Genomic DNA, 294 nt, shown 5'->3' with positions numbered 1-294 from the left:
TCCCTATAACCTTGACGGCTATAGTTCTAAGCATTTACTACTTGTGATGATGAGTTTTACTACCCAAGCATGTATCTGTCGATACACGCTTAATAAAACTTTACTTCTTCCAGATTGTTAAAGAACGATACTGCTTTTACCTAAAGCGCTTAGCCTTACGTAAAAGCGGTGGTGGAGGATGACGGGATCGAACCGACGACCCCCTGCTTGCAAAGCAGGTGCTCTCCCAGCTGAGCTAATCCCCCATGGGTATTTCTAAATACCGGCAACTGGTAGGGCTGGTTGGACTCGAAC

Annotated in this window: 1 tRNA gene; it reads right to left on the bottom strand. The window is 45.9% G+C overall.

What is annotated here, in order from left to right:
- Window positions 1–169: 169 nt before the first annotated feature.
- A tRNA-Ala gene (locus GTP46_RS29250) sits at window positions 170–245 on the bottom strand.
- Window positions 246–294: the final 49 nt, after the last annotated feature.

The sequence above is a fragment of the Duganella flavida genome (genome assembly GCF_009857445.1).
Lineage (GTDB): Bacteria > Pseudomonadota > Gammaproteobacteria > Burkholderiales > Burkholderiaceae_D > Rugamonas > Rugamonas flavida.
The sequence above is the reverse complement of the archived record's forward strand: the minus strand, read 5'-3'. Positions and strand labels throughout refer to the sequence as shown.